The 26575-nt window shown below is 53.7% G+C and carries 27 protein-coding genes; 22 read left to right on the top strand and 5 right to left on the bottom strand.

The window, feature by feature from the left end; all coding sequences use genetic code 11:
• Positions 1 to 8: 8 nt before the first annotated feature.
• The 3 genes from pgm (at position 9) to PW844_RS18130 (ending at position 2831) form a co-directional block, all read left to right on the top strand.
• On the top strand, positions 9 to 1649 hold the full coding sequence (pgm, locus tag PW844_RS18140) for a phosphoglucomutase (alpha-D-glucose-1,6-bisphosphate-dependent) (RefSeq protein WP_299454800.1): 1641 nt from the start codon (positions 9 to 11) through the stop codon (positions 1647 to 1649).
• Positions 1650 to 1843: 194 nt separating this feature from the next.
• Complete coding sequence (locus tag PW844_RS18135; protein ID WP_299454798.1) at positions 1844 to 2491, top strand: hypothetical protein; 648 nt, start codon at positions 1844 to 1846, stop codon at positions 2489 to 2491.
• Entirely contained in the window at positions 2478 to 2831 is a 354-nt protein-coding gene (locus PW844_RS18130; RefSeq protein ID WP_299454795.1) for a hypothetical protein, read from the top strand. The genes PW844_RS18135 and PW844_RS18130 overlap by 14 nt, the downstream gene beginning before the upstream one ends.
• A 73-nt stretch (positions 2832 to 2904) precedes the next feature.
• Here the strand turns inward: PW844_RS18130 and PW844_RS18125 are convergent, their stop codons facing one another.
• Complete coding sequence (locus tag PW844_RS18125; RefSeq protein ID WP_299454792.1) at positions 2905 to 3366, bottom strand: type VI secretion system tube protein Hcp; 462 nt, start codon at positions 3364 to 3366, stop codon at positions 2905 to 2907.
• Positions 3367 to 3553: 187 nt separating this feature from the next.
• Entirely contained in the window at positions 3554 to 4228 is a 675-nt protein-coding gene (gene kdpE, locus PW844_RS18120) for a two-component system response regulator KdpE (RefSeq protein WP_299454789.1), read from the bottom strand.
• 241 nt (positions 4229 to 4469) lie between these two features.
• Here kdpE and PW844_RS18115 point away from each other — a divergent pair, with 241 nt between their 5' ends.
• The 11 genes from PW844_RS18115 (at position 4470) to nei (ending at position 13692) form a co-directional block, all read left to right on the top strand.
• Positions 4470 to 4670, top strand: coding sequence for a DUF2517 family protein (locus PW844_RS18115; protein ID WP_208714325.1), 201 nt, complete (start codon positions 4470 to 4472; stop codon positions 4668 to 4670).
• Between the two features lie 150 nt (positions 4671 to 4820).
• Positions 4821 to 5777, top strand: coding sequence for a 2-thiouracil desulfurase family protein (locus tag PW844_RS18110; protein WP_299454781.1), 957 nt, complete (start codon positions 4821 to 4823; stop codon positions 5775 to 5777).
• Between the two features lie 13 nt (positions 5778 to 5790).
• Positions 5791 to 7218 (top strand): deoxyribodipyrimidine photo-lyase, encoded by a 1428-nt coding sequence (gene phrB, locus PW844_RS18105; protein ID WP_299454778.1) that lies wholly within the window; start codon positions 5791 to 5793, stop codon positions 7216 to 7218.
• A 17-nt stretch (positions 7219 to 7235) separates the two neighbouring features.
• The gene (locus tag PW844_RS18100; protein ID WP_299454775.1) at positions 7236 to 7979 is read left to right on the top strand and encodes a type 2 GTP cyclohydrolase I; all 744 of its coding nucleotides are present in this window, start codon (positions 7236 to 7238) and stop codon (positions 7977 to 7979) included.
• Positions 7980 to 8121: 142 nt separating this feature from the next.
• Positions 8122 to 8778 (top strand): 5-oxoprolinase subunit PxpB, encoded by a 657-nt coding sequence (gene pxpB, locus PW844_RS18095; RefSeq protein WP_299454773.1) that lies wholly within the window; start codon positions 8122 to 8124, stop codon positions 8776 to 8778.
• On the top strand, positions 8772 to 9704 hold the full coding sequence (gene pxpC / locus PW844_RS18090) for a 5-oxoprolinase subunit PxpC (protein WP_299454770.1): 933 nt from the start codon (positions 8772 to 8774) through the stop codon (positions 9702 to 9704). The genes pxpB and pxpC overlap by 7 nt, the downstream gene beginning before the upstream one ends.
• Complete coding sequence (gene pxpA, locus PW844_RS18085) at positions 9694 to 10431, top strand: 5-oxoprolinase subunit PxpA (protein WP_084873510.1); 738 nt, start codon at positions 9694 to 9696, stop codon at positions 10429 to 10431. The genes pxpC and pxpA overlap by 11 nt, the downstream gene beginning before the upstream one ends.
• Positions 10432 to 10491: 60 nt before the next feature.
• Positions 10492 to 11220: a DUF969 domain-containing protein gene (locus PW844_RS18080; RefSeq protein WP_299454767.1), complete on the top strand. Its 729-nt coding sequence runs from the start codon at positions 10492 to 10494 to the stop codon at positions 11218 to 11220.
• Entirely contained in the window at positions 11217 to 12236 is a 1020-nt protein-coding gene (locus PW844_RS18075; RefSeq protein ID WP_299454764.1) for a DUF979 domain-containing protein, read from the top strand. Before PW844_RS18080 ends, PW844_RS18075 begins: the two co-directional genes overlap by 4 nt.
• 7 nt (positions 12237 to 12243) lie before the next feature.
• On the top strand, positions 12244 to 12891 hold the full coding sequence (gene pcp, locus PW844_RS18070; RefSeq protein ID WP_299454761.1) for a pyroglutamyl-peptidase I: 648 nt from the start codon (positions 12244 to 12246) through the stop codon (positions 12889 to 12891).
• A 12-nt stretch (positions 12892 to 12903) separates the two neighbouring features.
• Positions 12904 to 13692 carry an endonuclease VIII gene (gene nei, locus PW844_RS18065; protein WP_299454758.1) on the top strand — a complete coding sequence of 263 codons (789 nt, stop codon included), beginning with the start codon at positions 12904 to 12906 and terminating at the stop codon, positions 13690 to 13692.
• A 27-nt stretch (positions 13693 to 13719) separates the two neighbouring features.
• Here nei and PW844_RS18060 read toward each other — a convergent pair whose 3' ends face one another.
• Positions 13720 to 15003 carry a citrate synthase gene (locus PW844_RS18060; protein WP_299454755.1) on the bottom strand — a complete coding sequence of 428 codons (1284 nt, stop codon included), beginning with the start codon at positions 15001 to 15003 and terminating at the stop codon, positions 13720 to 13722.
• A 637-nt stretch (positions 15004 to 15640) separates the two neighbouring features.
• Here PW844_RS18060 and sdhC point away from each other — a divergent pair.
• The 8 genes from sdhC to sucD all read left to right on the top strand — a co-directional run bounded on the left by sdhC (position 15641) and on the right by sucD (position 25238).
• Positions 15641 to 16030, top strand: coding sequence for a succinate dehydrogenase cytochrome b556 subunit (gene sdhC / locus PW844_RS18055; RefSeq protein WP_084873516.1), 390 nt, complete (start codon positions 15641 to 15643; stop codon positions 16028 to 16030).
• A complete protein-coding gene (gene sdhD / locus PW844_RS18050; RefSeq protein ID WP_013508297.1) occupies positions 16024 to 16371 on the top strand; it encodes a succinate dehydrogenase membrane anchor subunit in 348 nt (115 codons plus the stop codon). The genes sdhC and sdhD overlap by 7 nt, the downstream gene beginning before the upstream one ends.
• Complete coding sequence (gene sdhA, locus PW844_RS18045) at positions 16372 to 18138, top strand: succinate dehydrogenase flavoprotein subunit (RefSeq protein WP_299454744.1); 1767 nt, start codon at positions 16372 to 16374, stop codon at positions 18136 to 18138.
• Positions 18139 to 18152: 14 nt separating this feature from the next.
• The gene (locus PW844_RS18040) at positions 18153 to 18869 is read left to right on the top strand and encodes a succinate dehydrogenase iron-sulfur subunit (RefSeq protein ID WP_084873518.1); all 717 of its coding nucleotides are present in this window, start codon (positions 18153 to 18155) and stop codon (positions 18867 to 18869) included.
• A gap of 204 nt (positions 18870 to 19073) precedes the next feature.
• On the top strand, positions 19074 to 21881 hold the full coding sequence (sucA, locus tag PW844_RS18035) for a 2-oxoglutarate dehydrogenase E1 component (RefSeq protein ID WP_299454739.1): 2808 nt from the start codon (positions 19074 to 19076) through the stop codon (positions 21879 to 21881).
• 15 nt (positions 21882 to 21896) lie between these two features.
• Entirely contained in the window at positions 21897 to 23120 is a 1224-nt protein-coding gene (gene odhB, locus PW844_RS18030) for a 2-oxoglutarate dehydrogenase complex dihydrolipoyllysine-residue succinyltransferase (protein WP_084873520.1), read from the top strand.
• A 76-nt stretch (positions 23121 to 23196) separates the two neighbouring features.
• Positions 23197 to 24363, top strand: coding sequence for an ADP-forming succinate--CoA ligase subunit beta (gene sucC / locus PW844_RS18025; protein WP_013508302.1), 1167 nt, complete (start codon positions 23197 to 23199; stop codon positions 24361 to 24363).
• Positions 24363 to 25238, top strand: a complete 876-nt coding sequence (gene sucD, locus PW844_RS18020) for a succinate--CoA ligase subunit alpha (protein WP_084873521.1) — start codon at positions 24363 to 24365, stop codon at positions 25236 to 25238. Before sucC ends, sucD begins: the two co-directional genes overlap by 1 nt.
• 99 nt (positions 25239 to 25337) lie before the next feature.
• On the opposite strand, the gene PW844_RS18015 is transcribed toward sucD, so the two are convergent.
• Positions 25338 to 25778 carry a hypothetical protein gene (locus PW844_RS18015; protein WP_299454732.1) on the bottom strand — a complete coding sequence of 147 codons (441 nt, stop codon included), beginning with the start codon at positions 25776 to 25778 and terminating at the stop codon, positions 25338 to 25340.
• The gene (locus PW844_RS18010) at positions 25775 to 26476 is read right to left on the bottom strand and encodes a hypothetical protein (protein ID WP_299454729.1); all 702 of its coding nucleotides are present in this window, start codon (positions 26474 to 26476) and stop codon (positions 25775 to 25777) included. Before PW844_RS18010 ends, PW844_RS18015 begins: the two co-directional genes overlap by 4 nt.
• Positions 26477 to 26575 lie beyond the last annotated feature (99 nt).

Genomic DNA, 26575 nt, shown 5'->3' with positions numbered 1-26575 from the left:
AAGCGCCAATGGCCAATCACCCCCGTGCCGGGCAACCCGCCCAGCAGAGCGATTTGATTAACGTTGCACAATTAACCTCTCAGTACTACGTTTTGCAGCCTGATGTGGCTAATCCGGAACATGCGGTGAAATTTGGCACCTCCGGCCATCGTGGTAGCGCAGGACGTCAGAGCTTCAACGAAATGCACATTCTGGCGATTGCTCAGGCGATTGCGGAAGAGCGTAAAAAGAACGGCATCACTGGCCCGTGCTATGTCGGTAAAGACACGCATGCGCTGTCTGAACCGGCGATTCTGTCTGTACTGGAAGTGCTGGCGGCTAACGGCGTGGATGTGATTGTGCAGCAGGACAACGGTTATACGCCGACGCCGGCGATTTCTAACGCCATCCTGGAGCACAACAAACGTGGTGGTGCCCAGGCTGATGGCATTGTTATCACACCGTCGCACAACCCACCGGAAGATGGTGGCATCAAATACAACCCGCCGAATGGTGGTCCGGCCGATACTAACGTCACTAAAGTGGTGGAAGATCGTGCTAACCAGCTGATGAAAGGTGGATTGAAAGAGGTGAAGCGTCTGCCACTGGATCAGGCGTGGGCCAGCGGTCATATCGTTGAACAGGATCTGATTCAGCCATATGTGGCAGGTCTGGCGCAGGTGATTGACTTCCCGGCGATTCAGAAAGCGGGCCTGAAAATTGGTGTGGATCCGCTTGGCGGTTCCGGCATGGCCTACTGGCAGCGCATCGCTGAGCACTACAAGCTGGACATCACCATCGTTAATGATGCGATCGATCAGACGTTCCGCTTTATGCATCTGGATAAAGATGGCGTAGTGCGTATGGACTGCTCGTCAGAATGCGCCATGGCTGGCCTGCTGGCTTACCGCGACAAATTCGACCTGGCATTCGGTAACGACCCGGATTATGACCGCCACGGTATCGTGACTCCGGCTGGTCTGATGAATCCAAACCACTATCTGGCGGTAGCGATCAACTACCTGTTCCAGCATCGTCCGCAATGGGGCAAAGATGTCGCCGTGGGTAAAACTCTGGTGTCCAGTGCGATGATTGACCGTGTGGTGAACGATATTGGCCGCAAGCTGGTGGAAGTACCGGTTGGCTTTAAGTGGTTTGTTGATGGCCTGTTTGATGGCAGCTTTGGTTTCGGCGGTGAAGAGAGCGCCGGGGCATCTTTCCTGCGTTTCGATGGCACAGCATGGTCCACGGATAAAGACGGCATCATCATGTGCCTGCTGGCTGCAGAAATTACGGCGGTCACCGGTAAAAACCCGCAGCAGCATTATGATGAGCTGGCTGCGCGTTTTGGTGCACCGAGCTACAACCGTTTGCAGGCCTCAGCAACGTCGGCACAGAAAGCAGCGCTGTCGAAACTGTCTCCGGAAATGGTCAGTGCCGATACCCTGGCAGGTGACCCGATTACTGCGCGCCTGACCGCGGCACCCGGTAACGGCGCGGCGATCGGTGGCCTGAAAGTGATGACGGAAAATGGCTGGTTCGCTGCTCGTCCGTCAGGCACCGAAGATGCCTACAAAATCTACTGTGAAAGCTTCCTTGGTGCTGAGCATCGTCAGTTAATCGAGAAAGAAGCGGTAGAGATTGTCAGCGAAGTGCTGAAGAACGCGTAAGCGATACAGGATCAGGCATACAATATATTGCCGATCTTGCAGATTTTATTGACCAGCTAATGGTTGATGCAGAAGGGTTCATGTTGATCATGAACCCTTTTTTATTGGTAATTTCACCGTGGAGGACACAGTTCACTTCACCAAATCGACACGCTAAGGTGAGGTCCACATTTCAGGTTGCAGGATAGGACATCATGCTTGAACCAGAAGAAGGATTGCTGACATTTCGCGCCGAAGGTAACAATGTTAAATCAAGTCGAAACTATTCAAGGGTTATCCACTGGCCTGGTAATTTATCTCTTTGCCGCAAACAGCTTTCGGGCGTTACTCTTGGCAGAGGGTTCGATCTTGGCGATCGTTCAACAATAAGCGTTTTAAACACATTGATAAAAGCTGGAATAAAAAAAGAACAGGCAGAACTGATCTCTGAAGGTGCAAAATTAAAAGGATGTGCTGCATATGATTTTGTCCAAAAGAATAAAGAAAGAATAGGTGAGATATCTGAGCGTCAGCAGGTTGATTTATTTAACATGGCATATGTTGAATTAAAGAGGGATGTTGAAAGAATATGCAAAAAGAAAGATATATTAATCAAATATCACCCCAGGCCTGATACCCCTCCTGACGTAGCATGGAATAATATCCCAGGGAAGATTAAAGATATTCTAATCGATTTGAGATATCGTGGTGATTATAAAGAGTACGCAAGAGAACTCCTGCAACCTATGGCATATGCAGGAGATTTGATTGGTTTTGGCAAAGCCTTGTCGGATAGATCATTATGGGCGGGAGTGCCAATAGATAGATTTAACAAAAGGGTTGAATATTATGAGAGATATTAAAATTTTTTGTTTGTTAATAGGCTTTTCTTTAAATGCTCATGCAGCATTTACGGAACCAGAAATGAGCCAGCTTGCAGAGATTAATGAAAAAGCACTGGAGAAAGTCGAGATAGCAAAAAAAGATCTCGATAAAACAATAAAAGAAACAATAAAAAGCATCCCGGAAGAAAAAGGGAGAATATTAGATCTAAAAAAATCATGGGAAGTGACCATACAAAAAAAATGCACACTGGAAATATTTGAATCACTTCATAGAGATGCTGAAATAGCTGAGAGGAGTTCGTGTCTGGTAGATGAGTATAAGGCGGAACGTGAATTTTTTTACAAACTTAGATTTTAGTCTACTTTAACCCCCCTTTCCTGAGATGAAAAGGGGGTTAATATTGAAGGGGAATGGTTACCTCAATGATTTACTAAAAGTAAGATGCCGATTCTTTTATATTCCACCCCATACGGGTCTCCGCACCTTTCACTCCTGAAGCACATTGCTCCCAGTACTGGAATTTGACCCTGTCAGCCTGGAATTCATATTCAACGTCTGTCATTGAACCACTTTCATTCAAAAGTACCTCGATGATAGTGACGCTCTCGAGCGTAATTCGATAATATTCCATCTGATTTCCGCCAGCCTTGCATGTTGATATTTCTACTTTCTTTATCTTATTACCATTTGAAGCATACATAAGCGCGCCAGCGGTCGCTTTATCTGCCTGGCAATGTACGGCGAGATGATGATAATTTGTTGCACCTGAACCCGGTGTATCACCTTTTCTTCTTACACCCCATGAGTAAGTGCCAACATCAATCCAGCCCTGATGCGCTGAGTCCTTTGACTCTCCCATTAGCCCATCTATTTTAAGAAAAACATTATTCATTTAAATCTCCCTATTTATTTCATAATGCTCGTAACGTAGCGGCGCGATTTATCGCGCTGTTTTTATGCGGTGTTGTAAAACGCGCGATAAATCGCGCCGCTACGACTGACTGAGGAAACTCAAATATCGCAGTGAAAATTATGTGGGTCATCCTTAATGATTAACATTTGCGGATTAACACACATTTTTACGGCATAAATCGATACCCAATACCGGTCTCGGTCAGTAAATGGTTTGGCTGAGTGGGATTGGCTTCCAGCTTTTGGCGCAAATGCCCCATATAAATACGCAGATAATGGCTATGTTCCACCGCATTCGGTCCCCACACCTGGTTCAGCAACTGGCGTTGCGTCAAAACCTTACCGGCATTATTCAGCAGCAGGCTGAGCAGGCGAAATTCTGTCGGGGTCAGATGGACTTCCTCACCCGCGCGTAAAACGCGCCGTGCCGCAATATCGACACTGACATCACCAAAATTCAAGACCGGCTCGGGTTGGTTGTTCTGATGACGGCGCAATGCCACGCGGACGCGTGCCAACAATTCGCCGATACCAAAAGGTTTAGTGAGATAGTCATCGGCACCGGCATCCAACGCATCGATCTTGTCCTGTTCATCGGTACGTGCTGATAACACAATCACCGGCATGCTGCTCCACTGGCGTACTTCGCGGATAAAATCATTACCATCACCATCGGGCAGACCCAAATCCAGGATCACCAGGTCAGGCTTGCGTGTTGCGGCTTCGATCAAACCACGCTGCAACTGCTCAGCTTCCACAATCTTTAACCCTTCGCCTTCCAGCGCCAGGCGCACAAAACGGCGAATCTCCTTTTCATCTTCGACGATCAAGATGGTGGTCACGTGAACTCCTGCGGCAAAAAATGGATAACAGCTCACTGTAGCAATAAATCGTTCTGACGTCCGCGTTGGAGTTTGTTACCCAGTGAGAACTTAAAATTTACACTTATGTAACTTAATTTCAGCCCGGTGAGAAAATGGACAAAAAAAGATCAAAAAAGTGGTCGGATGAGTAGTAAAATTACACAACCAGGCGTAATATTCGTGTCAGATCACATTTTCTATTACTCACCAGGAGGCAATCATGTATCAGGCATATCCGCTCTACAAAGTTGTGCTGCGCCGTGCGCTGGTGGTGTTACTGGGCGTGCTGGCGCTCCCCGTGATGCTGTTCCGTGCCGATCGCGCACGTTTTTACAGCTATCTGCATCGTATGTGGTGCAAAACCAGTGCTAAGCCAGTGTGGCTGGCACAATCTGAAGCGGCAGGCGGTATTTTCTGGTAACGCTGCTCCGTAGCAGACAGACCCGGTGTCTTCCCTGAAGCACCGGGTTTTTTTGTCTCAATTTTCCATTCAACGCAGTGCTGACGCTGTGTTCAGCGTGCATTTCAGCTACACTTAAAACCTCTACAAAATTTCAGAGGTTGTACAACTATGCGCGAGAAAATTCCTGTCGGTATCAGTGCCTGCCTGCTCGGGGATAGCGTTCGTTTCGATGGCGGCCACAAGCGCTTTGCCTTTGCGACCGACGAACTCGCCCCATTTGTACATTTTGAACCGGTCTGCCCTGAAATGGCGATTGGCCTCCCCACGCCACGCCCGGCGTTGCGCCTGGTAAAAGATGAGGACGCACATGTGCATCTTTGTTTTAGTAAAGAGGGTGGGGATGAAGTCACTGATGAAATGGCGCAATGGTCAGAGCAGCGGGTGAAATCGTTGCATCACCTTTGTGGCTATATTCTGTGTGCCAAATCACCCAGTTGTGGCCTGCAACGGGTGCGGGTGTATGAGCCGGAAACCAATAACAATCGCAAGGCAGGCACCGGCGTTTTCGCTGCGTTTCTGCAACGTGAATTACCCTGGTTGCCGCTGGAAGAAGATGGGCGGCTCCATGACCCCCATATCCGTGAAAACTTTATCGGGCGTGTGTATGCCTTGCACGAATTCAATCAAATGTGGCGCAACGGCCTGACGCGCTATCAACTGATGGCATTCCACAGCCGTTACAAGCTGCTGTTGCTGTCCCATTCTCAGGATGAATACCGTGAACTGGGGCGTTTTGTAGCGAAGATGGATCAGTGGGATTCACTGGACGATTACGCCTTTGAATACCGCAATCGCCTGATGCAACTGCTGGCGCATCAATCGACCCGGCGCAACCATACCAATGTGCTGATGCATGTGCAGGGCTATTTCCGTCGCCAGCTGACCTCGCCGCAGCGTCAGGAACTGGCGCAATTGATTGACCGCTACCGTCGCGGGGTACAGCCGTTACTGGCGCCCATCACCATGCTGAAACACTACATGGCCGAGTTCCCGCATCCGTGGCTGACCCAGCAGCGTTATTTTGATCCCTACCCGGAAGCGCTGCGACTGCGCTACGGCCAATAATGTCAGGAGTATTATGACCACCCATCTCGTCTGGCTGCGTAACGATTTACGCATCAATGACAACAGTGCCTTGTATGCTGCCTGCCGCGACGCTAAAGCCCAGGTTATTGCGTTGTTTATCGCGACGCCGGGCCAGTGGCAACAGCATCATATGGCCCCTAAACAGGCGACGTTTATTTATCACAGCCTGTGTCTGTTGCAGGCGTCGCTGGCGGAACGTGGCATCAAACTGCATTACCATCAATGTGACGATTTTGCCGCATCGGTGGATTATCTGGCGGATTTCTGCCAGCAGCACAAGGTTGATCAGCTGTTTTATAACTACCAGTATGAAATCAACGAACGTCAGCGTGATGCGGCGGCGGAAAAGCGTCTCGACGATCAGGGCGTGATTTGTCAGGGTTTTGATGACAGCCTGCTGTTGCCGCCAGGCAGCGTGCAGACCGGCAACAACACTATGTTCAAAGTGTTTACCCCGTTCAGCAAAGCGTTTGTCCGTCGCCTGCATCAGGGACTACCCGAGTGCCATATGGCCCCGCGCGCGCGTGAAGGCGCGCCAGTCTACGCCGGAAAAAAAATACCCGCCTTCGATTATCCGATGGAAGCGATCGATGAAGATCTGTTCCCGCCAGGCGAGGAGGCCGCCCTTAAGCAGTTGCGTCATTTCGCTCAGCAATCAGTGGTGGACTATGCAACCGAGCGTGATAAACCGGCGGTGGATGGCACCAGCAGGTTGTCGGTGTATCTGGCGACAGGCGTGTTGTCGCCGCGTCAGTGTCTGCATCGCATCCTGAAACAGCACCCGGATGTTCTTGATGGCGGGAAAGCCTTCGTCTGGCTGAATGAATTAATCTGGCGTGAATTTTACCGCCATCTGATGGTGGCGTTTCCGGCGCTGTGTAAGCATCAGCCGTTTGTTGGCTGGACGCGTAACGTACGCTGGCAGGAGAATCAGACCCATTTTTCCGCCTGGCAGCAGGGCAAAACCGGCTACCCGATTGTCGATGCCGCCATGCGTCAGCTCAATGCGTTGGGCTGGATGCATAACCGGCTAAGGATGATTGTTGCCAGCTTTCTGGTGAAGGACCTGTTGATCGACTGGCATGAAGGTGAACGTTACTTTATGCAACAGTTGATGGATGGCGATCTGGCTGCCAATAACGGTGGCTGGCAGTGGGCGGCGTCTACCGGCACCGATGCTGCACCTTATTTCCGCATTTTTAATCCCACCACCCAGGGTGAGCGTTTCGATAAAAAGGGAGAGTTTATTCGTCAATGGCTCCCCGAGCTGGAAAGTGTGCCTGATGCGCATATCCATCAGCCGCACGTCTGGGCGCAGAAAAATAACAAGACGCTCGATTATCCCGAGCCAATCGTGGAACATAAGGACGCACGTAAAAAGACACTGGACGCCTTCGAGCGCGCGCGCAGCGCGGCCTGATGGGTCAGGGAGCCATTATGAATCATGTCGAATTAGAACACATCGTTAACCAGCAGCTGAACACCAGCGCCTTCAGCGACTACGCGCCAAACGGGTTGCAGGTGGAAGGTCGGGCTGAGGTGAAAACCATTATTACCGGTGTCACCGCCTGTCAGGCTTTGCTGGACGAAGCGGTACAACGTAATGCCGATGCAGTGTTGGTGCATCACGGTTACTTCTGGAAAAGCGAAGCCCCGGTGATTAAAGGGATGAAGCGCCAGCGCCTGCGCACGTTACTGGCCAATGATATTAATCTCTATGGCTGGCATCTGCCGCTTGATGCGCACCCCCATCTCGGCAACAACGCGCAGCTGGCGCGATTGTTTGATATTGAGGTGAAGGGTGAAATCATGCCCCTGGTGCCCTGGGGAGAGCTGGCTGAACCGCTGAGTGGTGAGGCACTGGCGCAGCGCATCACCCAGGCGCTTGGGCGCACGCCGCTGCACTGCGGTGATAATGCGCCAGAGAAAATCAAACGCATCGCCTGGTGTAGCGGCGGCGGCCAGGGTTTTATTGATAGTGCGGCGGCTTTTGGCGTTGATGCCTTTATCACTGGCGAAGTCTCGGAGCAAACCATTCACAGCGCGCGTGAGCAGGGATTACATTTTTTTGCCGCCGGACATCATGCTACCGAACGCGGCGGTATCAAGGCGCTGGGTGAGTGGCTGGCGCAAAGCTATGGCCTCGACGTGACCTTTATCGATATCGACAATCCTGCCTGATTTTTCATCTGTTACGCCCTTAGCTGCGGCTGAGGGCGCAAATCGGTTGACACATCTCTGACACTTTCGCATAACTGATGGCCTTTAAATCATTAGCATCATGGGCTGGCTGCCCGTGAGAAAGTGAATCAGGAGGTGGGTTTTGCAACGAGCACGTTGTTATCTGCTGGGTGAACGCGCGGTGGTACTGGAACTGGAACCCCCGGTTTCCTTAGCCAGCCAGCAACGCATCTGGGGATTGTGCCAGCGGTTACAGGGTAATGACACGGTGTCGGAAGTGATCCCTGGCATGAATAATCTGACGCTGCTGCTGCGCGATCCGCAACGCAATGCGCTGGATGCGATCGAGAAGCTGCAACGCTGGTGGGAAGAGAGTGAAGCGCAACTGCCGGAATCGCGTCTGGTGGAGATCCCGGTAATTTATGGTGGTGACATGGGGCCAGATCTCCAGGTGGTCGCCGATCATGCCGGTATGACGCCACGCCAGGTGGTTGAGCTGCACAGCAGCAGCGCATACGTGGTTTATTTCATTGGCTTTCAGCCAGGATTCCCCTATCTCGGCGGTCTCGACAGCCGCTTACACACGCCGCGTCGGGCAGAACCTCGCGTCATCGTCCCGGCGGGATCGGTGGGTATCGGCGGCAGTCAAACCGGCGTTTATCCGCTGGCAACCCCCGGTGGCTGGCAGTTGCTGGGACAAACGTCCATCAACCTGTTCGACCCTCAGTTGCAACCCCCCACGCTGTTACGCCCCGGTGATAACGTGCGCTTCGTGCCGCAAAAGGAGGGCGTATGTTAAAAATTCTACGCGCCGGATTGATGACCTCATTGCAGGACCAGGGCCGCAACGGCTGGCGACAGTTTGGCGTCAGCGTCAGTGGCGCTCTGGATCAACCAGCGATGCGCACCGCCAACATGCTGGTGGGTAACGATCAAAACAGCGCAGTGCTGGAGATTGTGCTGGGGCAGTTTAAAGCACAGTTCCAGCGTGATGGCTGGTTTGCTCTGACCGGAGCGGGCTGCAACGCGGAACTGGATGGCAAAGCGGTCTGGACCGGCTGGCGTTTGCCGGTGAAAAAAGGGCAGGTGCTCAGCTTGTCGATGCCGGTACATGGGATGCGCAGTTATCTGGCGGTCAATGGTGGCTTTGCTGTGCCGGAGATGCTGGGTTCCGCCAGTACCGATCTGAAAGCCGGGTTCGGCGGTTTTGCCGGACGCAGGTTACAGGATGGCGATCAGCTGCCGCTGGGTAAGGCTACGCGCAGTTTCAACCGTAAGGCTGGGGTACGTCAGTTGCTGTGGGGGAACCGTCTGCGTGCCTTGCCTGGCCCGGAATATAATGAATTCACTCGCGAAGCGCAGGAAGGATTCTGGCGCAGTGCGTGGAAGCTCAGCCCGCAAAGTAACCGCATGGGTTACCGTTTGCAGGGGCGCACATTACATCGTAAAGCCACACGTGACTTGCTGTCGCACGGACTGGTGCCGGGGGTGGTACAGGTGCCGCCCAATGGGCAACCCATCGTATTGATGGCCGATGCGCAGACGACCGGAGGCTATCCGCGTATTGCCTGCATTATTGAAGCCGATCTCTACCATCTGGCGCAAATTCGTCTCGGCGAACCGATTCATTTTGTCCACTGTACGCTGGAAGAAGCCATGCAGGCGAAGCAGCAGCAACAACGTGTATTTGATCAAATGACCTGGGGACTCTCACATGAAGATTGATCTCAACGCCGACCTCGGTGAAGGCAGTGGCAGCGATCAGGAACTGCTGCAACTGGTCAGCTCCGCCAACATCGCCTGTGGTTTCCATGCGGGTGATGCCGTCACCATGCTGCAATCGGTGCGCTGGGCGAAAGCGGCAGGCGTCGCGATTGGCGCGCATCCCAGTTTTCCTGATCGGGAAAACTTTGGCCGCACCGCCATGCAGCTGCCTGCGGAGACGGTCTACGCGCAGATGATTTACCAGGTTGGCGCACTGAAAAGCCTGGCAGAAAGCGAAGGCGAACGGCTGGTACACGTCAAGCCGCACGGCATGCTGTATAACCAGGCGGCGGCCGATCCGCTGCTGGCGGATACTATTGCGCGGGCGGTAAAAGCGGTGGATGCGCGCCTGATTCTGGTGGGGCTGGCGGGCAGCGAGTCGATTCGTGCGGCGGCGCATTATGGCCTGCAAACCCGGGAAGAAGTGTTTGCCGATCGTGGCTATCAGGCCAGTGGGGCGCTGGTACCTCGCAGCCAGCCGGGGGCACTGATCGAGGACAGCGCTCAGGCGATTGCCCAGACGCTAACCATGGTGCAACAGCGTAAAGTACAAAGCATCAGTGGCGACTGGGTAGCGGTGAACGCGCAAACCGTTTGCCTGCATGGCGACGGTGCGCACGCGCTGCAATTTGCTCATGCGTTGCGCGCGGCATTTGCTACCCAGCAAATCACCGTGACCAGCGCATAATTTTTGACGGATTGCCCGGCTTTACGCCGGGCTTTTTATTTTCTGACAAGGGGAGAAAACATGGAAAGCGTGGTGAATCTCTGGCCGCTGCTGGGTATTGCGACCATCGTGCTCGGCTTTGTGCTGCGGTTCAATCCGGTGCTGGTGGTGATTGTTGCCGGTTTTGTTACCGGGCTGTCGGCGCATATGCCGCTGGCTGACATTTTAGAAAAACTGGGGTCCGGGTTCCTGAATACCCGTAACCTGCCGCTGATTCTGCTGTTGCCGCTGGCTGTTATCGGCCTGCTGGAGCGGCATGGTCTGAAAGAGCGGGCGCAAACCTGGATCGCCCAGATCAAAACAGCCACCGCAGGACGTTTGCTGATCGTCTACCTGTTCGTCCGTGAAATCACGGCCGCGCTGGGACTGACCAGCCTCGGTGGTCATCCGCAAATGGTCCGTCCGCTGCTGGCACCGATGGCAGAAGGGGCGACGGAAAACCGCTATGGCGAGGTGTCGCCGGAGGTACGTCATCGTCTGCGTGCCATGTCGGCAGCGACTGACAACGTCGGTTTATTCTTTGGCGAGGATATCTTCGTCGCCTTTGGTGCCATCATCTTTATGCACAACTTTATGCAGCAGTCGGCGGGCATTCAGACCGAACCGCTGCATATCGCGGTATGGGGCATTCCGACGGCGATTTGTGCCTTCCTGATTCACTCCGCCCGCCTGATCCGTCTCGATCGCCAGCTGGCGCGTGAACTGGGCACGCTGAATCGCCAGGCGTTGCAGGCGAAAGGAGAGCAATGATGTTCCAGCAACAATATCTGATGTGGCTGGCAGGCATTATTCTGCTGGTTGTTGCCGTCTTCTCGTGGCGAGATCACGCCAATCCACGCCGTCTCACTACCGGGCTGTTCTGGGCGCTGTATGGCCTGATTTTCCTGATTGGTGATGGCGCTTATCAACTGATGGGCCATCTGGCAGGGAATGCCGAACAGGGCCAGCGCTGGCTGCATATTGGCGTGGGTATCGCCGTGGTGGTGATGGCACTGATCGCCGGATTTGGCGGGGTGCGCCTCGGCAGTTATCACCAGCGCAGCGACGCAGAAAAACAGGCCAGTGCCAAACGTCTCGGTAACAAGCTGTTCCTGCCCGCACTGGCGATTCCAGTGGTGACCGTGATTGGCGTGCTGGCGTTCAACAATCTTCCTGGTCTGCAGCAGGCGGTGTTTGGTGCCGGTAATCATTCAACGCTGATTACCCTGTTCTCGATGATGCTAGGCTGCCTGATTGGCTGGCTGGTGGCATTGAAAATGACCCATGAAAAACCGGCGCAGTCGATGCAGGAGACGCGTCGCTTACTGGATGCGGTGGGCTGGGCCTTTATCCTGCCACAGATCCTTGCCACACTTGGCCTGCTGTTTACCAGCGCCGGTGTGGGTAACGCGATATCGCATCTGACCGAAACATATCTGGCGGTGGATAACCGTTTTGTCGCGGTGGCGGTGTATGCCATCGGCATGGCGCTGCTGACCATGGTGATGGGCAACGCCTTTGCCGCGTTTCCGATTGTCACCGCCGGGATCGGTATCCCGATTCTGGTGCTGCAACATCACGGTAATCCGGCGGTGATGGCGGCGATTGGCATGTTCTCTGGTTATTGCGGCACGTTGATGACACCGATGGCGGCCAACTTTAACCTCGTCCCGGCACGTCTGCTGGAGCTGCCGGACCGCAATGCGGTGATCAAGGCTCAGGTGCCGACCGGTGTGCTACTGTTGGTGGTCAATATTTTCCTGCTGTGGTTCATGATGTTTTTGTGAGGATGCAATGAAAACGGTATTAATGACCGCGTTTGAGCCTTTTGAAGGCGAAAGCATCAATCCCTCATGGGAAGCGGTACGATCATTCGATGGTAAGGTGATCAAGGGCGCACGCGTGGTGGTGCGCCAGTTGCCGGTGGTGTTCAGCCGCTGTGGTGCTGTGCTGGCCGAGGCTTTGGATGAACTGCAACCGGACCGCATTCTGTGCATCGGCCAGGCGGGTGGGCGCAGCGATATCACCGTGGAACGGGTGGCGATCAATGTGGATGATGCGCGCATTCCCGATAACGACGGGCAGCAACCGATTGACCAGCCGATTGTTGCCGAAGGGCCGGCCGCGTACTTCTCCCGCCTGCCAATCAAAGCCATTGTGGCTGCGGTACGCGAGGCGGGCATCCCGGCTTCGGTATCGCAGACCGCAGGCACTTTCACCTGTAATCATGTGATGTACCGTCTGCTGCACTGGCTGGAAACCAACCAGAGTCAAGCACGCGGCGGTTTTATCCATATTCCTTATTTGCCTGAGCAGGCGGTAAGCCATCCCGGTGCACCGAGTATGTCGGCTGCCAGCGTGATTCAGGCACTGGAGATTGCATTGCAGGTGACACTCAGCGTTGATCAGGATCTGCGCGTCGCCGGTGGCGCGACACATTAAACAGGAGAGGTCATGCCTGAAGGACCGGAGATCCGCCGTGCGGCGGATCAACTGGCAGCGGCGATGACGGGCAAACTGCTCACCGATGTGTGGTTTGCCTTTCCGCAGTTGAAAACCTATGAACCCGCCTTGCTGGGGGAGACCGTCACCACTATTGAAACGCGTGGTAAGGCGCTACTCACCCATTTTTCAAATGGTCTGACGTTGTATAGCCATAACCAGTTGTATGGTGTATGGCGTGTTGTGCCCACCGGTACCGAACCGCAAACCACGCGTCAGTTACGCGTGCGGCTGGCGAATGCCGACCAGACCATCTTGCTCTACAGCGCCTCGGATATTGAGCTGCTTAATGCCGAGACACTGGCAGCGCATCCTTTCCTGCAACGTGTCGGGCCAGATGTACTGGATGCCAGCCTGACTGTCGATGAAGTACAACAGCGGTTGTTGTCACCACGTTTTCGGCGGCGGCAATTCAGTGGTCTGCTGCTTGACCAGGCGTTTCTCGCTGGGTTGGGAAATTATCTGCGGGTAGAAATTTTGTGGCATGCACAGCTGCTGGCGCAACATCGTGCCCAGGATCTGGATGCCGCACAGCTACGCGCGCTGAGTGAAGCGATACTGGCAGTGCCGCGTCTCTCGTATCAGATGCGTGGCAGCATGAAGAAGTATCATGAAGAAGCGTCGTTCCGCTTTGAGGTTTTTCATCGACAGGGGAAAGCCTGTCGGCGCTGTGGTGCGGTGATTGAGAAGGGCGTGTTGTCATCACGGCCATTTTACTGGTGTCCGGGATGCCAGAAATAACAAGGGCGGGATAACCCGCCCTGACACTTATTTTTTCAGCGCGGAGGTGAAAGGACGCTCGGTATAACCGGTGTACAGCTGACGCGGACGGGCAATCTTCATGCCTTCGTCGTGCATCTCTTTCCAGTGGGCAATCCAGCCAACGGTACGCGCCATGGCGAAGATCACGGTGAACATCGAAGATGGAATACCCATCGCTTTCAGAATAATGCCTGAGTAGAAATCAACGTTCGGATAGAGTTTGCGCTCGATAAAGTACGGGTCGTTCAGCGCGATATGTTCCAGCTCCATCGCCACTTCCAGCAGGTCATCTTTCATACCCAGCTCGTTCAGCACTTCGTGGCAGGTTTCACGCATCACGGTGGCACGCGGGTCATAGTTCTTATACACGCGGTGACCGAAGCCCATCAGACGGAACGAATCGTTCTTGTCTTTTGCACGACGGACAAATTCCGGGATGTGATCGACGGTGCTGATCTCTTCCAGCATACGCAGTGTCGCTTCGTTAGCACCGCCGTGTGCCGGTCCCCACAGGGAGGCGATACCGGCTGCGATACAGGCAAACGGGTTAGCGCCTGATGAACCCGCGGTACGCACGGTAGAAGTCGAGGCGTTCTGCTCATGGTCGGCGTGCAGAATCAGAATACGGTCCATTGCGCGTTCCAGCACCGGGTTAACTTTGTACTCTTCGCACGGTGTGGCGAACATCATGTGCAGGAAGTTACCGGCGTAGGAGAGGTCATTGCGCGGATAAACGAACGGCTGACCGATGGAGTATTTGTAGCACATTGCCGCCATGGTCGGCATTTTTGACAGCAGACGGAACGCAGCGATTTCACGGTGGCGCTCAATATTCACGTCCAGCGAGTCATGATAAAACGCCGCCAGCGCACCGGTCACACCACACATCACCGCCATCGGATGAGAGTCACGACGGAAACCGTGGAACAGGCGGGTGATTTGCTCGTGGATCATGGTGTGGCGGGTAACGGTGGTGCGGAATTCTTCGTACTGCTCCTGGGTTGGCGCTTCGCCATTGAGCAGGATGTAACACACTTCCAGGTAGTTTGAGTTTGTTGCCAGTTGATCAATTGGGAAACCGCGATGTAACAAAATACCTTCATCACCATCTATAAAGGTGATTTTGGATTCGCATGACGCTGTAGACGTGAAGCCGGGGTCGAAGGTAAACAGGCCTTTAGATCCGAGAGCGCGGACATCAACGACATCCTGTCCCAGCGTGCCTTTCATCACATCCAGTTCAACAGGCGTATTGTCTTGTAGGGTTAGCGTCACTTTTTTATCTGTCATTTTTCGTCTCCATAGCGCCTTGGTAGGTAAGGATCTTAGACACCTAAACCGCCATCATGTTGCATAAAACCACAATCTTCACAGTATCACTCTGCGGTCATGTTTGTCGTGCAGGGTAGAGTACAGAGCGAACGATGTGTTTGGGCCAGTGGCGTCCGGGCATGACATGCTGCAAATCGCGGATGTTAAAGATCCTGTCACGACATAACTTCTTGGTAACCAATAACCTGATGCTTTGTAATGCTCACAGTGGCAATGTTACATAACTTCAGCTTAGGGGAAAGTGTATCCCCATAACTTTTGTGCATCATAGGGCTTTAATGCGTTTGTTTGTAACCGAATTGTTGAACTTTTGTCAAATCAGATAATTAAAAATGTATGAAATGTGAAATTCGTGAGGGGGATCACTGTTCAGCTTAAATGTGACCAAAGAGATTGTAGGGGAATTGTAATCAGAATGTGATCCTCCTATACTGCCGCCAGGTCTCCGGAATACCCTGACACCAGGAGCCACCCAGCGTTTTCCCCGCGTCATTGAACACTGGATGTTGCTTCTTTGGTGACGGTTGCTGTCTGAACACGTCCTGTGTCTCTGATGTAACCCAGGACCGGAGGAAGCAAAATAAAAAAGAGCTGTGTGGGCAAAACCGTGAAAAAACAAAGACCTGTTAACTTGGATCTCTCGACGATCCGGTTTCCCGTTACTGCAATATCGTCCATTCTCCACCGCGTCTCCGGCGTGATCACCTTTGTCGCTCTCGGAATTCTGCTCTGGTTACTGGGTCTCTCGCTCTCCTCTCCCGAAGGTTTCCTGCAAGCGGCGTCCATTATGGATGGCTTCTTCGCTAAGTTCATCATGTGGGGCATTCTTACCGCGCTGGCATACCATGCCGTGGGCGGCATTCGCCATATGTTGATGGACTTCGGCTATCTGCCGGAAACACTGGAAATGGGCACCCGTTCCGCTCAGGCGGCTTTTGGTATCACTGTCGTGCTTTCAATTTTGGCTGGAGTCCTCGTATGGTAAGCAATGCTTCTGCATTAGGACGCAACGGTATTCATGACTGGCTGTTACTGCGTGCTGCTGCAATCTTAATTACGCTCTACATTCTCTACATTCTCGGTTTTGTAGTGATGACAGGCACGCTGACGTATGACGTCTGGCGCGGCTTCTTCGCTTCCTCCTTCACGAAAGTGTTCACGTTGCTGACGCTGTTCTCCATTCTGATTCACGGTTGGATCGGGATGTGGCAGGTGCTGACTGACTACGTGAAACCGCTGGCAACCCGTCTGGTGTTGCAGCTGGTGATTGTGGTCGCGCTGTTGTCCTATGCAATTTATGGAACCGTTGTCGTGTGGGGTGTGTAAATGAGTTTGCCAGTCAGAGAGTTTGATGCCGTGGTGATCGGCGCAGGTGGTGCAGGTATGCGCGCTGCTTTGCAAATCTCCCAATCGGGCCAGACCTGCGCCCTGTTGTCGAAAGTTTTCCCTACCCGTTCCCATACCGTTTCCGCCCAGGGCGGCATTACCGTGGCGCTTGGCAACACCCACGAAGATAACTGGGAATGGCATATGTACGACACCGTGAAAGGTTCCGACTATATCGGTGACCAGGACGCGATCGAATATATGTGTCATGTCGGCCCGGAAGCGATTCTGGAGCTGGAACATATGGGATTGCCATTCTCCCGTCTTGATGACGGCCGCGTGTATCAGCGTCCGTTTGGTGGTCAGTCGAAAAACTTCGGTGGTGAGCAGGCGGCGCGTACCGCTGCGGCTGCCGACCGTACCGGCCACGCCCTGCTGCATACGCTGTATCAGCAGAACCTGAAAAACAAAACCACTATCTTCTCCGAATGGTATGCGCTGGATCTGGTAAAAAACGCCGATGGTGCCATCGTCGGTTGTACCGCCATCTGCATTGAAACCGGCGAAACGGTCTACTTCAAAGCCAAAGCTACCATTCTGGCGACCGGCGGCGCAGGTCGTATTTACCAATCCACCACCAACGCCCACATCAACACCGGTGACGGCGTCGGTATGGCCCTGCGTGCAGGCGTACCGGTGCAGGACATGGAAATGTGGCAGTTCCACCCAACCGGTATCGCCGGAGCGGGTGTACTGGTGACCGAAGGTTGCCGTGGTGAAGGTGGTTATCTGCTGAATAAACACGGCGAACGCTTTATGGAACGCTACGCACCTAACGCCAAAGATCTGGCGGGCCGTGATGTGGTGGCGCGTTCGATGATGATCGAAATCCGTGAAGGTCGCGGCTGTGATGGCCCGTGGGGGCCGCACATTAAGCTGAAGCTCGACCATCTGGGCAAAGACGTGCTGGAATCCCGTCTGCCGGGCATTCTGGAGCTGTCGCGTACCTTCGCGCATGCTGATCCGATAAAAGAACCGATTCCGGTGATCCCAACCTGTCACTATATGATGGGCGGTATTCCGACCAAAGTGACCGGTCAGGCGCTGTGCGTGAATGAGCAGGGCGAAGATGTTGTCATCCCGGGCCTGTTTGCGGTGGGTGAAATTGCCTGCGTATCGGTTCACGGCGCTAACCGCCTCGGCGGTAACTCACTGCTCGACCTGGTGGTATTTGGTCGCGCGGCGGGTCTGCATCTGCTGGAGTGTATCCAGGAGCAGGGCGAACTGCGTGATGCTACCCAGGACGAGATCGATGCAGCGATGGCGCGCTTCAATCGCTGGGAAAATAACACCACTGGCGAAGATCCGGTTGAGATCCGCAAAGCGCTGCAACGCTGCATGCAGAACAACTTCTCAGTCTTCCGTGAAGGTGATGCGATGGCGCAGGGTCTGGAAGAGTTGAAAGTGATCCGCGAACGCCTGAAATCAGCGCGTCTCGATGACCGTTCACCGGACTTCAATACCCAGCGTATCGAGTGTCTGGAGCTGGATAACCTGATGGAAACCGCTTACGCCACGGCCGTTGCGGCGAACTATCGTACCGAAAGCCGTGGCGCGCATAGCCGCTTCGACTATCCGGATCGCGATGATGCCAACTGGCTGTGCCACAGCCTCTATGTTCCGCAAACGGAAAGCATGACGCGCCGTGAGGTGAACATGCAACCGAAACTGCGCGCGGCCTTCCCGCCGAAAGTGCGTACTTATTAATTGCGGAGATCATCATGAGACTCGAATTTTCAATCTATCGTTACAACCCGGAAGTTGATGACGCGCCGCGTATGCAGGAGTACAGCCTGGAAGCGGAAGATGGTCGCGACATGATGCTGCTGGACGCGTTGATCAAGCTGAAAGAGAAAGATCCGACGCTGGCGTTTCGTCGCTCCTGCCGTGAGGGCGTGTGCGGGTCTGATGGCCTGAACATGAACGGTAAAAACGGTCTGGCGTGTATCACCCCGGTGTCCGCACTGGGCAATGGTACGAAGAAAATTGTTATCCGTCCGCTGCCTGGTCTGCCGGTAATTCGCGATCTGGTTGTGGATATGGGGCAATTCTACGCACAGTATGAGAAGATTAAGCCTTACCTGTTGAATAACGGGGAAAATCCACCGGCGCGTGAGCATCTGCAAAGCCCGGCTGAGCGTGAGCATCTGGATGGTCTGTACGAGTGTATTCTCTGCGCCTGCTGCTCAACCTCGTGCCCGTCGTTCTGGTGGAACCCGGACAAATTCATCGGTCCGGCCGGTTTGCTGGCGGCTTACCGCTTCCTGATTGACAGCCGTGATACCGAAACCGATGCACGTCTGGACAATCTGAATGATGCTTTCAGTGTATTCCGCTGTCACAGCATCATGAACTGTGTGAGCGTGTGCCCAAAAGGACTAAACCCGACGCGCGCCATCGGCCATATTAAGTCGATGCTGCTGCAACGCGGAGCATAAGAAGACCCACTGTCCGGGAACCTCAGGTTCCCGGCAGTTTACGGAAGCCTCTATAAGCGCGGTCTGAACCACGCTTATAAAGGTTCCCTTACGAGTCGGGCGCCGATAGCGCAAGGGCTCGTATCGCTGAACTCACTACGGCAAGCCGCGAAAGCGGCAACAATGAAACCTCAAAAAAAGCATACTAATGCTTAAGGGATCACAATGCAGAACAGCGCGATGAAGCCCTGGCTGGACTCCTCCTGGCTGGCCGGCGCGAACCAATCTTACATAGAGCAACTCTATGAGGATTTCCTGACCGATCCTGACTCTGTTGATGCAGTGTGGCGCGACATGTTCCAGCAACTGCCCGGCACTGGCGTGAAACCTGAGCAGTTTCACTCCACCACGCGTGATTACTTCCGCCGCCTGGCCAAAGATGCAACGCGTTACACCTCCACAGTCACTGATCCGGCCACCAATTCCAAACAGGTTAAGGTGCTGCAGCTGATCAACGCCTTCCGCTTTCGCGGACACCAGCACGCTAACCTTGATCCGCTCGGCCTGTGGAAACAGGACGCCGTACCGGATCTCGACCCGACTTATCACGACCTGACCGACGCTGATTTTCAGGAAAGCTTTAACGTTGGCTCTTTTGCTATCGGCAAAGAGACCATGAAGCTGGCCGATCTCTTCGAAGCGCTGAAGCAGACCTACTGTGGCTCCATTGGTGCTGAGTACATGCACATCAATAACACCGACGAGAAACGCTGGATTCAGCAGCGTCTCGAATCGATCGTGGGCCACGCCAGTTTTAGTGCTGACGAGAAAAAAGGTTTCCTGAAAGAGCTGACGGCGGCAGAAGGTCTGGAAAAATACCTTGGTGCTAAATTCCCCGGCGCGAAACGCTTCTCACTGGAAGGTGGTGATGCGCTGATCCCGATGCTGCGCGAAATGATTCGTCACGCGGGTAAAAGCGGTACGCGTGAAGTGGTGCTGGGTATGGCGCACCGCGGCCGTCTGAACGTGCTGATCAACGTACTGGGTAAAAAGCCACAGGACCTTTTTGACGAGTTTTCCGGTAAGCACAAAGAACACCTCGGCACCGGTGACGTGAAGTACCACATGGGCTTCTCGTCAGATGTGGAAACCGAAGGTGGCCTGGTGCATCTGGCGCTGGCATTTAACCCGTCGCACCTTGAAATTGTCAGCCCGGTAGTAATGGGTTCAGTGCGCGCGCGCCTGGATCGTCTGGCCGAGCCGAGCAGCAATAAAGTGCTGCCAATCACCATTCACGGTGATGCTGCGGTGACCGGCCAGGGCGTGGTGCAGGAAACCCTGAACATGTCGCAGGCGCGGGGTTACGAAGTGGGCGGTACGGTTCGCATCGTGATCAACAACCAGGTGGGCTTCACCACCTCAAACCCGCAGGATGCACGTTCAACGCCGTACTGTACTGACATCGGTAAAATGGTTCTGGCCCCGATCTTCCACGTTAATGCGGACGATCCGGAAGCCGTTGCCTTTGTCACCCGTCTGGCGCTCGACTATCGCAACACCTTCAAACGTGATGTGTTTATCGACCTGGTGTGCTATCGCCGTCATGGCCATAACGAAGCCGACGAGCCAAGCGCAACCCAGCCGTTGATGTATCAGAAAATCAAAAAGCATCCGACACCGCGTAAAATCTACGCTGACCGCCTGGAAGCAGATGGCATCGCCAAACTGGAAGATGCCACCGAAATGGTCAATGTGTATCGCGATGCGCTGGATGCCGGTGAATGCGTGGTGCCGGAATGGCGTCCGATGAGCCTGCACTCCTTCACCTGGTCGCCGTACCTGAATCACGACTGGGACGAAAGCTACCCGGCTACTGTTGAGATGAAACGCTTGCAGGAACTGGCACGTCGTATCAGCCAGGTGCCGGAAGCGATCGAAGTCCAGGGCCGTGTTGCCAAGATTTATAACGACCGTAAAGAGATGGCCGAAGGCAATAAAGCCTTTGACTGGGGCGGCGCAGAAAACCTGGCTTACGCCACGCTGGTTGATGAAGGTATCCCGGTGCGTCTGTCAGGTGAAGACTCAGGCCGTGGCACCTTCTTCCATCGCCATGCGGTGGTACACAACCAGGCGAACGGTTCCACATATACGCCGCTGCACCATATCCATCATGGTCAGGGTCAGTTCAAAGTCTGGGACTCGGTGTTGTCGGAAGAAGCGGTACTGGCATTCGAATACGGTTATGCCACCGCAGAACCGCGCGTGCTGACCATCTGGGAAGCGCAGTTTGGTGACTTTGCCAACGGTGCGCAGGTGGTTATCGACCAGTTCATCAGTTCCGGCGAGCAGAAGTGGGGGCGTATGTGTGGCCTGGTGATGTTGCTGCCACACGGTTATGAAGGTCAGGGTCCGGAGCACTCCTCTGCACGTCTGGAACGTTATCTGCAACTCTGCGCCGAGCAGAACATGCAGGTGTGCGTCCCTTCAACGCCTGCGCAGGTTTACCATATGCTGCGTCGTCAGGCGTTGCGCGGTATGCGCCGTCCGCTGATCGTTATGTCACCGAAATCGCTGCTGCGTCATCCGCTGGCGATCTCGACGCTCGATGAACTGGCGAATGGCAGCTTCCAGCCTGCCATCGGTGAAGTTGACGATCTCGATGCGAAACAGGTGAAACGCGTGGTGATGTGTTCTGGTAAGGTTTATTACGATCTGCTGGAGCAGCGTCGTAAGAGCGAGAAGAACGACGTCGCGATTATTCGTATTGAGCAGCTGTATCCGTTCCCGCACAAAGCGGTACAGGAAGCACTGAAACCCTATTCTCATGTCCAGGATTTCGTCTGGTGTCAGGAAGAACCACTGAATCAGGGTGCATGGTACTGCAGTCAGCATCATTTCCGCGAAGTGGTTCCGTTTGGTGCTTCACTGAGCTATGCAGGCCGCCCGGCTTCTGCTTCACCGGCCGTGGGCTACATGTCCGTACATCAAAAACAGCAGCAAGACCTGGTTAATGACGCGCTGAACCTTGGTTAATAAAAAGGAAAGATAATGAGTAGCGTAGATATTCTCGTTCCCGATTTGCCTGAATCCGTAGCGGACGCAACGGTAGCAACCTGGCATAAAAAACCCGGCGACGCGGTCAGTCGCGATGAAGTAATTGTCGAGATCGAAACCGACAAAGTAGTGCTGGAAGTGCCGGCATCGGCCGACGGCGTACTGGATGCGGTGCTGGAAGATGAAGGTTCAACCGTAATTTCTCGCCAGATCCTGGGCCGTCTGAAAGAAGGCAACAGCAGTGGTAAAGAGACCACCGCGAAAGTGGATAGCAAGGAATCAACGCCTGCACAGCGTCAGACGGCTTCTCTGGAAGAAGAGAGCAATGACGCACTCAGCCCGGCGATCCGTCGCCTGATCGCTGAACATGACCTCGATGCCAGCCAGATTAAAGGCAGCGGCGTTGGCGGTCGTATCACGCGTGAAGATGTTGAAAAACATCTGGCGAAGAAACCGGAAGCCAAAGCGGCACCGGCCGCAGCACAACCTGCTGCTGCACCGCAGACCGCGATTGCCAACCGTAGCGAGAAGCGCGTGCCAATGACGCGTCTGCGTAAGCGTGTTGCTGAACGTCTGCTGGAAGCGAAAAACAGCACCGCAATGCTGACCACCTTCAACGAAATCAACATGAAGCCGATCATGGATCTGCGTAAGCAGTACGGCGATGCCTTCGAGAAGCGTCATGGCGTGCGTCTGGGTTTTATGTCTTTCTATATCAAAGCCGTGGTTGAAGCGCTGAAGCGCTACCCGGAAGTGAATGCTTCCATCGACGGTGAAGACGTGGTGTACCACAACTATTTCGATGTCAGCATCGCGGTATCCACCCCGCGTGGTCTGGTGACGCCGGTGCTGAGAGATGTTGATGCGCTGAGCATGGCTGATATCGAGAAGAAAATTAAAGAACTGGCGGTGAAAGGCCGTGACGGCAAACTGACCGTTGACGAACTGACTGGCGGTAACTTCACCATCACTAACGGCGGTGTCTTCGGTTCGCTGATGTCCACTCCGATCATTAACCCACCGCAGAGTGCGATTCTGGGCATGCACGCCATCAAAGATCGTCCGATGGCGGTGAATGGTCAGGTTGTGGTACTGCCGATGATGTATCTGGCGCTCTCTTATGATCACCGTCTGATTGATGGCCGTGAGTCTGTCGGTTATCTGGTGGCGGTGAAAGAGATGCTGGAAGATCCGGCACGTCTGCTGCTGGATGTCTGATTTTCATAGGGCGCGCCAGGTTCAGGGCGCGTCCAAAACTCATTAGTCTTTACTAGACCTGAATGGATAGAACATCATGAACTTACACGAATACCAGGCTAAACAGCTGTTTGCACGGTATGGTATGCCGGCACCGACTGGCTACGCCTGTACTACACCACGTGAAGCAGAAGAAGCCGCATCAAAAATTGGCGCAGGCCCGTGGGTAGTGAAATGTCAGGTTCATGCCGGTGGCCGCGGTAAAGCGGGCGGTGTGAAAGTGGTGAAGAGCAAAGAAGAGATCCGTGCCTTTGCTGAACACTGGCTGGGTAAACGCCTGGTAACCTATCAAACAGATGCCGAAGGTCAGCCGGTAAACCAGATCCTGGTTGAAGCAGCGACTGACATTGATCAGGAACTCTATCTGGGTGCGGTCGTTGACCGTGCCAGCCGTCGTGTGGTCTTTATGGCCTCTACCGAAGGCGGTGTTGAGATTGAGAAAGTGGCGGAAGAAACCCCGCACCTGATCCACAAAATGGCGCTGGATCCGTTAGCAGGTCCGCAGCCGTATCAGGGCCGCGAGCTGGCATTCAAATTGGGCTTGACGGGTAAGCAAGTCAGCCAGTTCACCAAAATCTTCATGGGTCTGGCGACCATGTTCCTGGAACGTGACCTGGCGCTGGTTGAGATCAACCCGCTGGTGGTGACGAAGCAGGGCGATCTGGTGTGCCTCGATGGCAAACTGGGTGCCGATGGCAACGCCCTGTTCCGCCAGCCGGAACTGCGTGAAATGCGCGACCCAAGCCAGGAAGACCCGCGTGAAGCACATGCGACGCAGTGGGAACTGAACTATGTCGCCCTGGAAGGCAACATTGGCTGTATGGTCAACGGTGCGGGTCTGGCGATGGGTACTATGGACATCGTGAAACACCACGGTGGTCAGCCTGCTAACTTCCTTGATGTCGGCGGCGGCGCAACCAAAGAGCGCGTAACCGAAGCCTTCAAAATCATCCTGTCTGACGATGCAGTTAAAGCTGTATTCGTTAACATTTTCGGCGGCATCGTGCGTTGCGACCTGATCGCAGACGGCATCATCGGTGCAGTAGCGGAAGTGGGTGTGAACGTACCGGTGGTGGTACGTCTGGAAGGTAACAACGCCGAGCTGGGCGCTAAGAAACTGGCGGACAGCGGTTTGAACATCATTGCAGCAACCAGCCTGACAGACGCGGCACAGCGTGTTGTTGCTGCTGCGGAGGGTAAATAATGTCTATTTTGATCGACAAAAACACCAAAGTCATTTGCCAGGGTTTCACCGGTGGCCAGGGGACTTTCCACTCTGAGCAGGCGCTGGCCTATGGTACGCAGCTGGTTGGTGGTGTGACCCCCGGTAAAGGCGGCACTACCCATCTCGGTCTGCCGGTGTTTAACACCGTGCGTGAAGCGGTAGAAGCGACAGGCGCAACTGCCACCGTGATCTACGTTCCGGCTCCGTTCTGCAAAGACGGTATCCTGGAAGCCATAGACGCGGGTATCAAACTGATCATCACCATCACTGAAGGTATCCCGACGCTGGATATGCTGACCGTGAAAGTGAAGCTGGATGAAGCTGGCGTGCGGATGATCGGTCCGAACTGTCCGGGTGTGATCACCCCAGGAGAATGTAAGATCGGGATTATGCCGGGTCACATTCACTTGCCGGGCCGTGTAGGTATCGTGTCACGTTCTGGCACCCTGACCTATGAAGCGGTTAAGCAGACCACTGACATCGGCTACGGCCAGTCAACCTGCGTCGGTATCGGTGGTGACCCGATTCCGGGCTCTAACTTCATCGACATCCTGAAAATGTTCCAGGAAGACCCGCAGACCGAAGCGATCGTGATGATCGGTGAGATCGGCGGTAGCGCTGAAGAAGAAGCGGCTGCTTACATCAAAGAGCATGTGACCAAACCGGTTGTCGGTTATATCGCCGGTGTAACTGCGCCGAAAGGCAAGCGTATGGGGCACGCAGGCGCGATCATCGCCGGTGGTAAAGGCACAGCAGATGAGAAATTTGCTGCGCTGGAAGCGGCCGGTGTGAAAACCGTTCGCAGCCTGGCTGATATCGGCGACGCCGTGAAAGAAGTCCTGCCGGCGAAATAAGTTTTAGCTGTTGCACATATTGAGCCGCTGTCCTTTGAGGGGAGCGGCTTTTTTGTTGCTTCTGTAGACTGCGAGTAGATTTAAAGACGTGGTTGTTAGTTAGTATTGGTGTGTATAAACGACGGACACCAATACATCCTTATTTTGTGCGATCGTGCCAACTGTCACTGTTACCTCCGGATTTTTACCTCTCCAGCAATCGCCACTAACTACGCAATCGTTGTGTTTACTGTAGCCAAGAGACGCCAGGTATGCGCTAATCTTGCTGGTATCCGTAGTATCGTGAAAGGTGACGGTATAGCCCTGTGATTCCGGGCCCGAGACATTGTAAAAGGCGAATTCATAGCGATCAGATATACGTGGCATTTTTTTCAGGATCTCAGGGGTAAAATGTTCATACAGCCTTGTTTCCTGTTCGGTGTAATGTGCACTACCGTCAAATCCTGGTTCTATTATCGGCCAGTAATAAGCAATCACACCTGTAAGAACGGCCACCAGAATGGCGATAATGCTGGCTGTGATTTTAAAAGATCTTTTCATTCCATCATATCCGTCTGATTCCCACCCTGCATATAAGTGCCGTCGGCGGTTGCTATGCCTACATTGCTAGATTTCCAGTCATTGTATGGCTTGATGGTCTGCATAAAGGCAGGCAATTGACCTAAGCGAGGTCTGGCATAAGGGTATTTTTCCGGGTCAGGAAATAAGAGTGGCTGAAAAGTCTCATTTTTCCAGGAACCAATTCTGCCGTAATAATCCCAACGTTTGAGTGCCTCCTCCTTGCTCACGGGGCGCAATAATGGGAATGGATTGCGAATCGACATTACGCGGTAAAACCCCAGCAGGTCTGAGCAGAGATCTTCGCCACTAAATCCACTATCTGTTACCAGACTGATGGGGAATGAATTTTGCATAGCTTCAAAACGCCTGGCTAACGTCATCATCATTGCCAGCGCAATACTCTGACGTTCCTGGTAAGGGCGGCCTGTGCGGATACGCCATTTAATAAATTTGCCCATCCGAAGGGTTTTCCAGGGATCAACCATCGACTGGGAATACGTAATGTCGTAGCGAGCCACACCCATCGCTTCACCGTAGTTTATTTTATTCATCAGTTTTCGGATGTCCTCTCCCTGGGCATGACCGAGGTCCACCCAACCCAGCACTTCCGTGTAAACCAACCCGTAATTGGTGTGCGCCGCATCTGCACCCTCAATAATCTCACTCCGTTTACTCATCCTTAAATCCTCATCATCCTTTCAGCACACCCTATGCGGTTTTCACTTTACTCAAAACATCGGAAAAGTTGAGGTGTTAATGACTGGATTGTGATGGTT

The organism is Pantoea sp. (assembly GCF_028283705.1).
Taxonomy (GTDB): Bacteria; Pseudomonadota; Gammaproteobacteria; order Enterobacterales; family Enterobacteriaceae; genus Pantoea.
This window is presented reverse-complemented; position numbering and strand designations above follow the sequence as displayed.